Annotated in this window: 9 protein-coding genes; 3 read left to right on the top strand and 6 right to left on the bottom strand. The window is 67.7% G+C overall.

Annotation, left to right across the window (positions count from 1 at the left end; translation table 11 throughout):
- Positions 1-1,470: AMP-binding protein (locus A5699_RS08520; protein WP_067768165.1), on the top strand; the 1,470-nt coding region annotated here is incomplete at its 5' end.
- On the opposite strand, the gene A5699_RS08515 is transcribed toward A5699_RS08520, so the two are convergent.
- Complete coding sequence (locus A5699_RS08515) at positions 1,467-2,273, bottom strand: SDR family oxidoreductase (RefSeq protein WP_067768163.1); 807 nt, start codon at positions 2,271-2,273, stop codon at positions 1,467-1,469. The two genes, A5699_RS08520 and A5699_RS08515, sit on opposite strands and share 4 nt — an antisense overlap.
- An 84-nt stretch (positions 2,274-2,357) precedes the next feature.
- Here A5699_RS08515 and A5699_RS08510 point away from each other — a divergent pair, with 84 nt between their 5' ends.
- Positions 2,358-3,626: an MFS transporter gene (locus A5699_RS08510; RefSeq protein WP_231965649.1), complete on the top strand. Its 1,269-nt coding sequence runs from the start codon at positions 2,358-2,360 to the stop codon at positions 3,624-3,626.
- Between the two features lie 18 nt (positions 3,627-3,644).
- Here the strand turns inward: A5699_RS08510 and A5699_RS08505 are convergent, their stop codons facing one another.
- A complete protein-coding gene (locus A5699_RS08505; RefSeq protein WP_157561157.1) occupies positions 3,645-4,031 on the bottom strand; it encodes a DUF4267 domain-containing protein in 387 nt (128 codons plus the stop codon).
- The gene (locus A5699_RS29510; RefSeq protein ID WP_197508233.1) at positions 4,028-4,183 is read right to left on the bottom strand and encodes a hypothetical protein; all 156 of its coding nucleotides are present in this window, start codon (positions 4,181-4,183) and stop codon (positions 4,028-4,030) included. The genes A5699_RS08505 and A5699_RS29510 overlap by 4 nt, the downstream gene beginning before the upstream one ends.
- Before the next feature lie 194 nt (positions 4,184-4,377).
- Between A5699_RS29510 and aceA the strand changes: the two genes are divergently transcribed.
- Positions 4,378-6,660: an isocitrate lyase ICL2 gene (gene aceA / locus A5699_RS08500; RefSeq protein WP_067768159.1), complete on the top strand. Its 2,283-nt coding sequence runs from the start codon at positions 4,378-4,380 to the stop codon at positions 6,658-6,660.
- Between the two features lie 123 nt (positions 6,661-6,783).
- Here aceA and A5699_RS08495 read toward each other — a convergent pair whose 3' ends face one another.
- The 3 genes from A5699_RS08495 to A5699_RS08485 form a co-directional block, all read right to left on the bottom strand.
- A complete protein-coding gene (locus tag A5699_RS08495; protein ID WP_067768157.1) occupies positions 6,784-7,554 on the bottom strand; it encodes an SDR family NAD(P)-dependent oxidoreductase in 771 nt (256 codons plus the stop codon).
- Positions 7,551-8,552: a hypothetical protein gene (locus A5699_RS08490; RefSeq protein ID WP_197508231.1), complete on the bottom strand. Its 1,002-nt coding sequence runs from the start codon at positions 8,550-8,552 to the stop codon at positions 7,551-7,553. The genes A5699_RS08495 and A5699_RS08490 overlap by 4 nt, the downstream gene beginning before the upstream one ends.
- An 88-nt stretch (positions 8,553-8,640) precedes the next feature.
- Positions 8,641-9,771: a sulfotransferase gene (locus A5699_RS08485; protein WP_067768153.1), complete on the bottom strand. Its 1,131-nt coding sequence runs from the start codon at positions 9,769-9,771 to the stop codon at positions 8,641-8,643.
- Position 9,772: the final 1 nt, after the last annotated feature.

Genomic DNA, 9,772 nt, shown 5'->3' with positions numbered 1-9,772 from the left:
GCACCACGGCGCGCGGCCGTCATCGCCGACGACGGAACCACCGCGACGTTCGCCGAGTTCGATCGTCAGATCCGCGGTGTCGCAGGCTGGGTCGCCGATCGGACCGCCCCGGGCGACCGGGTTGCCGTGATCGCCGACAACAGCGCGGCCTACGCCCAGCTGTATTACGCGGTGCCCCACAGCGGGTGCGTGCTGACCTTGATCAACCAGCGGCTCAGCCCCGCCGAGCAAGCGGTTCAGCTGGCCACTGCGGCGCCGCGCCTGGTGCTGGGCGATGAGCGGTATCTGTCGGCGCTGCCCGATGACGTAGTGACCAACGCCGTCGCCTTCGAATCCGACCGGTGGCGGGCCGCACCGGCAGCCGACCTACCGTGCCCCACCGCCGGGAATCCCGACGATCCGGCCTGGCTGTTGTTCACCAGTGGATCCACTGGCGTACCGAAAGCCGTTGTGCACAGCCATCGTTCGATCCTGGCCGCGGTGTGGGGTTCGGTCGAGGGCCGCTCGGTGCCGCCGGGCGGGGTGTACCTGCTGCCGTTCCCCATGTGTCACATCGCCGGGTACAACATGCTGGTCCAGCACGCGGTCGCCGCCACGGTGGTGCTGTGCGCCCAGTTCCGGCCGGACGGTTTTGCCCAGCTGGTACACCGTCACGCGGTGAGCTCATGTTCGTTGGCGCCAACCATGCTGCACTCCCTGCTCGCCCACCTCGAGCGCACCGGCACGGCGCTGCCGTCGCTCACCGCGATCGCCTACGGGTCGGCGGCGATGCCGCTGGACCTGTTGCGTCGCGCGATCGACACCCTCGGCGTCGACTTCCACCAGGGCTACGGGATGACCGAAACCGGCGGCAACGTCACGTTTCTCGGACCCGAGGACCATCGGGCCGGCGCACACGGCCATCCGGAGCTGCTGACCAGCGCCGGCCATCCGCATCGAGGCGTGCAGATCGGCATCGCCGATGCCTCCGGCGGCCTCGCCCCCGTCGGGCAGGTCGGCGAGATCCTAGTGCGCGGCCCGCAGGTGACACCCGCATACTGGCCCGACGGCACCAGTACCGACGACGGTTGGCTGCACACCGGCGACATGGGGCGCCTCGACACCGACGGCCGGCTTTACGTGGTCGACCGGCTCAAGGACATCATCGTCACCGGCGGCGAGAACGTCTCCTCCCGCGAGGTCGAGGACGCCCTGTCCAGCCACCCCGGCGTCGACCAGGTGGCGGTGGTGGCGGTGCCCGACGACTACTGGGGCGAGGCGGTGTGCGCGGTGGTCGTCGCGGCCTCGGGCCCTCGCCCGGCCGCCGAGGAGTTGATCGACCATGTGCGCGGTCAGCTCGCGGGGTTCAAGAAACCGCGGCTGGTGGTGTTCACCGAGGCACTCCCGCTGACCGCCAACGGCAAGGTCGCCAAGGATCGGGTTCGCGCGATCGCCCGGACCGCCGCGGCGGGCCAGGCCGCGCAGGGCTAAGGGGCGTCGGGCGCCGTCCGGTTGATCAGGTTACGGATCGCGGCGTCGGACTTGAGCACCACCTGCGCCCGGTCCGGCGCACTGTTCAGCTCCGCGCGCTTGGCATTACCGCCGGCCACGTGAACCGGCCCGTCGCCGAGATGGTCCAGACCTTCGCGGGCGACGTCGGCCGGATCGTTGATCAGCATGCCGGGTGCCTCGAAGTTCAGGCCCGCGCGCTGCATCGCCGGGGTGCGGGTCACCCCGAGCACGAGTTCCAGGACGTCGACGTTGTATTCGCGCAGCTCCAACCACAGGCTCTCGGCGAACAACCGGCCGTAGGCCTTCACCCCGCCGTAGACGGTGTGGCGCATGGACCCGGCATACCCGGCCAGTGAGCCCACGAGCAGGATGCCGCCGCGACCTCGGGCGGCCATCGGCCGCCCGAAGTGTTGGACGAGCTCCATCATGCGGGTGACGTTGAGGTCGACGACCTTTCCGAAATCGGCCAGCGGCGCGTCGAGAAAGCGTTCGCTGCACGTGTTGGCTCCGGCGTTGTAGATCAACAAACCGACCTCCAGGTCGGCGGTGGCCTCGGCGATCTGCGTGGTCGATGCGGCGTCCACCAGGTCGACTGACAACGTGCGCACCTGCGCGCCCAGGTCCCGGCAGCGTTGTGCGGTGGCCTCCAGCGGCGCGGGTTTGCGTGCCAGCAACACGAGGTTGAATCCGTCCTCGGCGAGCATGCGGGCGAACTCGGCACCCACCCCTTCCGAACCGCCGGCGATCACGGCCCATGGCCCGTATTTGGCAAGGTCGGTCATGCCTCGGATGTTATCTTTGGCCGCCGACCCGCCCCGTGGTCGGCCCGCGAGGAGGAGATCATCGGCACGTCCCCAGTGACGGTCCTGGCGCCGGGGCCCGCAGACGTGCACGGTCCGCGGCGGGCGTGGGCGGCGGTGGCGCTGCTGACGCTCGTCGGAACCCTCAACTACGTCGACCGATTCCTTCCTTCGGTGCTGGCCGAGCCGATCAAACACGACCTGGCGCTGTCCGACACCGCCATCGGGGTGATCAACGGGTTCGGCTTCCTGATCGTGTACGCAGTGCTCGGTGTCGCGGTGGCCCGGATCGCCGATCGCGGCGCATTCGGCGCCGTCGTTGCGGCCTGCCTGACGCTCTGGGGTGGCATGACCATGCTCGGCGGCGCAGTCCAATCCGGATTTCAGCTTGCCCTCACCCGGGTGGGCGTCGCGGTCGGCGAGGCCGGCAGTACCCCGGCCGCGCACGCCTACGTGGCCCGCAACTTCCCGCCCCGGCGTCGCGCCGCACCCCTGGCGGTCATCACCTTCGCCATTCCCCTGGCCAGCGGCGCCAGCCTCATCGGCGGTGGGCTCTTGGCCGAAAACCTGGGCTGGCGTACAGCATTCGTCGTGATGGGCGCATTCAGCGTCGTGTTCGCTCCGCTGGTGCTCGTGGTGGTCGGGGCCCGCCAGTCGCTGCCGCCGGCGCCGTCACCGCAGCCGGGCTCCGCCGTCAGATGGTGGCATCTGCTTCGCAAGCCGAGTTTTATCGCAGTGGTCTGTGGCACCGCGTGCATCTCGGCCGCCGGTTATTCGCTGACCACCTTCTCCCCTGCCTTCCTGATGCGCACCCGCTCCATGTCGCTCGGTGAGGTCGGTGTGGAGTACGGCCTGGCCACCGGCGCGGCCGGAGTGCTGGGTTTGTTGATCGTGGGCCGGCTGGCCGACCGACTCGCGGTGCGCGACCCCCGGTGGCTGCTGTGGATCGTCGTGGTGACCACGGCCCTGCTGCTGCCGGCCTCGGTGTTGGCGTTCACCGTGGAAAGCCGTACGGCGTGTGTGTGGTTCCTGGCGCTCAGCTACGTCATCGGCACCGCGTACATGGCCCCGTCGATCGCCGCCATCCACCGGCTGGTGCTGCCCGAGCACCGGGCCACCGCGTCGGCGATCTTCTTGTTCTTCAACGCCACCCTGGGCGCTGTCGGCCCGTTCGTCACCGGCGTGATCAGTGATGCGCTGACCGACGAGCTGGGCGTGCAGGCACTGGGCCGGGCCCTGCTGATCCTGGTGCCGGCCCTGCAACTGCTGGCCATGGGCTGCTATCTCGCCGCCGCGCGCTGGTACCGCCGCGACATCGTCGAAGCTGCGGGTTAATCCAGGGTTAGTCGAGGGTCAGTCGTTCTCGGCCGGGCGCCGTCGACGCGTCGCACCCCAGAGCCCGACCCCGATACCGACCACCGCGCCGCCGAGGCCCACGACCTGCTGCGATCGCGGCAGCTGGTCGTGGACCGCCATCCCGCCGAGCAGGTCGGCGGCGTCGGCACCGCCGGAGGCCAGAAACCAGCCGCGGGTGTCCGTGCCGCGCAGTGCGGCTGCCAGCAGCAACCCGCCGATCAGCGCGTCGCGGTATCCCATCGACCGCCACAGCAGCTGCGCGGTGGCGTCAGGGGTTTTCCGTGCGCCCCACCACCGATCGGCCCGTGCGGGGTCGACGAGAAATGACACACCCGACGCGAGCCGAAACGCCCCGGCGGCCAGCGCGGCCACGTCCGCCATCAGCTCTTCTTCTTCGGATCGTGAATCTCCGGCGGCCCGTCGGGGTGAAGCGCCCCACCCTCGCCGACCCAGTCGTTGATCTCGGCGGCGTCCTCCGGGCTGACCGGCCGGCGCCGACTGAAGATTGATTTCACCTTCCTCGTGAGCTTCGACATCCATCGATCCTAGGTCGGAAGCCCCCGCCATCCCACGACTCTGGCCAAACACCCTGGCGGAGACCCACTTTCAACCAGCGGCCGGGCGGGAGCTGACGAGCCTCCCAGGCCCCCGCGTCGATTTGCGCCAACTGGGTACCTCACGGGCTGCACGCCGCGATAATCAGCAGTACCCGAGTTGAGGAGCGAGAGACATGGCCACCATCGAAGCCAACGCACAGACCGACTCGTCATTCGAGAACGATGTCGCGGCCACCCAGGCCTATTTCGACAGCCCTCGCTTCGAGGGCATCATCCGCCTCTACTCCGCCCGTCAGGTCGCCGAGCAGCGCGGCACCATTCCGTCGGACTATCCGGTGGCCCGGGAGGCCGCCACAGCGTTCTACCCCTACCTGCGCGAACTGTTCGCCCAGAAGAAGAGCATCACCACGTTCGGCCCGTACTCGCCGGGCCAGGCGGTGGTGATGAAACGGATGGGCATCGGCGGCATCTATCTCGGGGGGTGGGCCACCTCGGCCAAAGGCTCGATCAGTGAGGATCCCGGCCCCGATCTGGCCAGCTACCCGCTGAGCCAGGTGCCCGACGAGGCCGCGGGGCTGGTGCGGGCACTGCTGACCGCCGACCGCAATCAGCAGTATCTGCGGCTGCGCATGAGCCCGGAACAACAGGCGTCGACACCGGCGGTCGACTACCGGCCGTTCATCATCGCCGACGCCGACACCGGCCACGGCGGCGATCCGCACGTTCGCAACCTGATCCGGCGGTTCGTCGAATCCGGGGTGCCGGGGTATCACATCGAGGATCAGCGTCCGGGCACCAAGAAATGCGGCCATCAGGGCGGCAAGGTGCTGGTGCCGTCGGACGAGCAGATCAAACGGCTCAACACCGCCCGGTTCCAACTCGACATCATGCGGGTGCCGGGCATCATCGTGGCGCGTACCGATGCCGAGGCGGCCAACCTGATCGACAGCCGCGCCGACGAGCGTGATCAGCCGTTCCTGCTGGGCGCGACGAACCTGTCGGTACCAACCTACAAGTCGTGTTTCCTGGCGATGGTGCGCCGGTTCTACGAGCTGGGCATCACCGAGCTCAACGGTCACCTGCTGTACGCCCTGCCCGACGGTGAATACGCGACCGCGGATGCGTGGCTGGAACGCCAGGGCATCACGGCCCAGATCGCCGAGGCCGCCAAGAGCCACCGCGACGGGGACTCGGTGGATGCGTTGTTCGACAAGGTCGAGTCGGCGTTCGTCGACGCGTGGCAGGACGACGCCGGACTGAACACCTACGGTGAGGCGGTCGCCGAAGTTCTGGAGTTCCGGGAACGCGAAGGTGAGCCGGGGCCGATGAGCGCGGCCGATTGGCGCGCCTTCGCCGCCCGGGCCTCGCTCTACACCGCCCAGCAGAAGGCCCACGAACTCGGGGCCGACGTGGCCTGGGACTGCGAGCGCGTCAAGACCCCGGAGGGTTACTACCAGGTGCGCGGCGGCATTCCGTATGCCATCGCGAAATCGTTGGCGGCAGCACCCTTCGCCGACATCCTGTGGATGGAGACCAAGACCGCCGATCTGGCCGACGCCAAGCAGTTCGCCGACGCCATCCACGCCGAGTATCCCGACCAGATGCTGGCCTACAACCTCTCGCCGTCGTTCAACTGGGACACCACCGGCATGACCGACGACGAGATGCGAGCCTTCCCCGAAGAACTCGGCAAGATGGGCTTCGTCTTCAACTTCATCACCTACGGCGGCCATCAGGTCGACGGCGTAGCTTGCGAGGAGTTCGCCACCTCCCTGCAGCAGGAGGGCATGCTGGCCCTGGCCCGGCTGCAACGCAAGATGCGCCTTGTCGAATCTCCTTACCGCACACCGCAAACCCTGGTCGGTGGTCCACGCAGCGATGCCGCGTTGGCGGCCTCCTCGGGCCGTACCGCGACCACCAAGGCCATGGGTAAGGGCTCGACGCAGCATCAGCACCTGGTGCAGACCGAGGTGCCCAAGAAGCTGCTCGAGGAGTGGCTGGCGCTGTGGAGCGACCACTACAAGCTCGGCGAGAACCTGCGGGTACAGCTGCGTCCCCGCCGGGCCGGTTCCGATGTGCTGGATCTCGGGATCTACGGTGACGGCGAGGAGCCGTTGGCCAACGTCGTCGTCGACCCGATCAAGGACCGGCACGGCCGCAACATCCTGACGGTGCGCGATCAGAACACCTTCGCCGAGAAGCTACGCAAGAAGCGCCTGATGGACCTCATCCACGTGTGGCTGATCCACCGGTTCAAGCCGGAGATCGTGTACTACGTGACGCCGACGGAGGACAACGTCTACCAGACCGAGAAGATGAAGGCGCATGGCATCTTCAGCGACGTGTATCAAGAGGTCGGCGAGATCATCGTCGCCGACGTGAACCAGGCCCGCATCGACGAGCTGCTGGCCCCCGACCGCGAAGCACTGGGCCGGTTGATCCGCAAGGAGGACTAGCGGGCCCTGCCTCGCGTCGCGCGTCGCCGCCTCGGGCTGCGTCGCTTTCTACGGCAGGGTCGTGACCCGCGTGGGTCAACAGCCCCTGGGTAGAAAACGGGCGTCCTAGTGGCGTATTCGACCTCACTGCCGCATGTGTGATGCCCCGCCGATATACCACGTCTGGCCGTTGATCCATTCGGCGTCGTCGGACAGCAGGAACGCGGTGACGGCGGCCAGGTCCGCGGGCTTACCCAGACGCGTGACCTTGGCCGCCATCAGGAACATCTGCTGGATCTGCTGATCGTTCTGGCGTTCCTGGGTCTCCCCCATCACCAGACCCGGCATCACCGCGTTGCTGCGAATCCCCTTGGCGCCGTAGTTGTTCGCCACGTGCCGGGTGAGCTGGTTGACCGCTGCCTTGGAGGCGTTGTAGGCGACGTGCATCGGGTCGGTTCCGAGAGAGCCGCCCGACGAGGTGTTGACGATGCTGCCGCCGCCATTGCCGAGCAGGTGCGGCAGTACCGCACGGATGGTCCGCACGTAGCCGAACAGATTGACGTCGAATGTGCGCTGCCAGACCTCGAACGGGGTGTCAAGGATCGTGGCGTCGCGCCCGAGGTTGCCCTCGGACAGGTCAGCACCCACGTTGTCCAGCCCGTGGATGGCCCCGAATCCCGAGATTGCGGCGTCGACGAGGTGCCGCACGGAGTCCTCGGTCGCAAGGTCGAATTCGACGGCGATGGCTGCCCCGCCGGCGGCGGTGATGGTCTCGACGGTGGCCTTGGCGCCTGGCAGGTTGACGTCACCGACGACGACGGACGCGCCTTCGGCTGCCAATCGTTTGGCAGTGCCGGCGCCGATGCCTGTCGCACCCCCGGCGATGATGAATGTCTTACCCTCCAGTCCGATCATGCGCCACCGCCGCCGACATCGATCTTGTCAATCGGATTCGACCGTTCGAGCATGCCGTAGGTCTCCTCACCGTCCCACCGGTAGCGCACCCCGGCCTGTTGCAGCGCAGGGAAATTCGGATTCTCTTTTTTCATCTCCCGCACCGAGAACGTGTTGTCGTCGTGGTGGATGTCATGGGTCGAGAACACTGTCTCACCTTCGATGTGCACTGTGCCGTCGGCGGTTTCCAGCACCACGGATACGTCTTCTCCGAGTGCCTGCAACCTGGTCAGCCACGGCGCCTGCACCGCCCGCGCCGGGATCAGCTCACCGTCGCCGGTGAACAGGTAGCCCTCGTTGAACGTGGGCTGGCCATCCTCGCGCGGGGGGTAGGCGATGTAGCCGAAAGCCTTGCCGCTCGGGAAGATCGCCGATTGCCAGGCGTGGCCCCAGAAGCTGCCCAGCTTGCGTACCCCCTGCCGGCGGATGCGCAGCCCGCTGCCGGTGAAATCGTGGCCCTCGCCGTCGATCGCCACCGATCCGTGGGCCCGGAACAGCTGCTCGTAACGGGGACCGCCCATCAGGTCGCCCTCCACGGAGTTCTTGATCCGGTCGCCGGCATCGCGCTGCAGCGCCCCCTGGATCCACGGGGGCACCGCCATGGTCGCCTCGACGTGGAACGCCACGTCGACCAGCGTTCCGTTCGGGTTTCCGGCCACCAGATCGGCCGACGACGTCGCGACGGCCTTGCCGGTATACGTCATCGTCCAGGTGCGGAACGGTTCGATGCACCGGAACGCCAACCCGCCCGCGCCGAGGACGGTGGGTCGTCCGTCGGGCCCCGCGGGCGACAACGACGGCGCACCGTCACGCAGGCGGTATACCCGGCCGTCGGGGAACGCCAGATTGATCTGCAACTCGTGGCTGTCCCAGTTCGCCGCAACCGCCTCGATGCCGATGCGAGGCAGTCCGATCTCACCCCGGTCATCAAAGGTCCAAAAGCTCACGGAGTCACGCATTTCCGGGTTGGCCGGGCGCTCGGCGAACACATATTCGCGCGACGGGTCGATGCCGCCGCTCAGATCGATGGTCATGTGGACTCCTGTTCTAGGCGTGGGTCGTCCAGCGAGCGGCATGTTCGGCGTAGCGGGCGAACCGGGGCCGGACCTGCTCGGGGTCGATGTCGAAAAGGGCGGGGTCGGCATGTGAGCTGGCTTCGCGTTCGGTGGCCGCCTGTGTCCACCAGCTGTCCATGCGCCCCTCGAACTCGTCGGTCACCGGTTCACCGAGCCAGCGGTACAGGCCGGCGACCTCACCGATCGGATCGGCCTGCATGGCCCGGAAATCGATGTCATAGAAGCGATCCCGGCCTTCGGATGACCGGAACTGCAGCGCCCGGTCCATGCCGAGCGACCAGTGCTCGACATTGAGCCGGCCGATGTAGGGGCGGTCGATCTCGTCGGTGAACGTGCCGATGATGTCGGCGTACAGGTCGGCCACCGACAGGATCACGTCGGTGGGGTCGCGATGGGTCATCACGAACCTCGCGTCCGGGAACGCCTGGACGACCGCGTCGAGCCACAGTACGTGTGACGGGCACTTCAGGCGCCATGGGCGGCTCGGTTCACCCCACTGCAGGAGCTTCATCACTCGTCGCTGGTAGGCCAATGTGGTTGTCAGATCCGCCTTCTTCACCAACCACGCGGAGTAGGTGGGCACCTGCGCGAAGGACTGGAAGATGTGGGACTTGAAGTCCAGCGCCATCAGCTCATGGCATTCCATCGGACCGTGCGTTTCGGCGGGGACGTGATGCCGGGTGCCGACCATCTCCCCCTTGTCCGGCGGCACTCGCGGGTCGACGCCGACCACCGTCGACGGCGGCGGACACGGCTGCGAGGACTCCCACCGGCGCAGGTAGCGCACGTCGGGATCCTGTGCCAGCAGCATGGCCAGCGCTGTGGACCCGGTGCGTGGCAGGCCCAGACCGATGACCGGCGCGACGATCGGCACGTCACCGATCTCGGGGTGGCGGCGGTACCAGTCTTCGACCTGTAGTCGCTGAGCCAGATATCCGGTGATGCGGGGATACAGGAACGCCTTGCCCCGTGCGTTGAGCCGGGCCTCGGTGTCCAGCGACGACAGCAGGATGGCCAGACCCTCCTCGAACGAATCGTCGCCGAAGTCGCTCAACCCGGTCTGTGCGGCGGCATCGGCCTTGATGTCGTTGACCGTGGACATC

It is taken from the genome of Mycobacterium sp. E802 (genome assembly GCF_001666875.1).
In the GTDB taxonomy this organism is placed as follows: domain Bacteria; phylum Actinomycetota; class Actinomycetes; order Mycobacteriales; family Mycobacteriaceae; genus Mycobacterium.
The sequence above is the reverse complement of the archived record's forward strand: the minus strand, read 5'-3'. Positions and strand labels throughout refer to the sequence as shown.

Excerpts from the sequence above, each read along its gene's own strand:
- A5699_RS08515 (WP_067768163.1), bottom strand. The coding sequence starts at position 2,273 with ATGACCGACCTTGCCAAATACGGGCCATGGGCCGTGATCGCCGGCGGT.
- A5699_RS29510 (WP_197508233.1), bottom strand. The coding sequence starts at position 4,183 with ATGTCGAAGCTCACGAGGAAGGTGAAATCAATCTTCAGTCGGCGCCGG.
- A5699_RS08490 (WP_197508231.1), bottom strand. The coding sequence starts at position 8,552 with ATGCGTGACTCCGTGAGCTTTTGGACCTTTGATGACCGGGGTGAGATC.
- aceA (WP_067768159.1), top strand. The coding sequence starts at position 4,378 with ATGGCCACCATCGAAGCCAACGCACAGACCGACTCGTCATTCGAGAAC.
- A5699_RS08495 (WP_067768157.1), bottom strand. The coding sequence starts at position 7,554 with ATGATCGGACTGGAGGGTAAGACATTCATCATCGCCGGGGGTGCGACA.
- A5699_RS08485 (WP_067768153.1), bottom strand. The coding sequence starts at position 9,771 with ATGTCCACGGTCAACGACATCAAGGCCGATGCCGCCGCACAGACCGGG.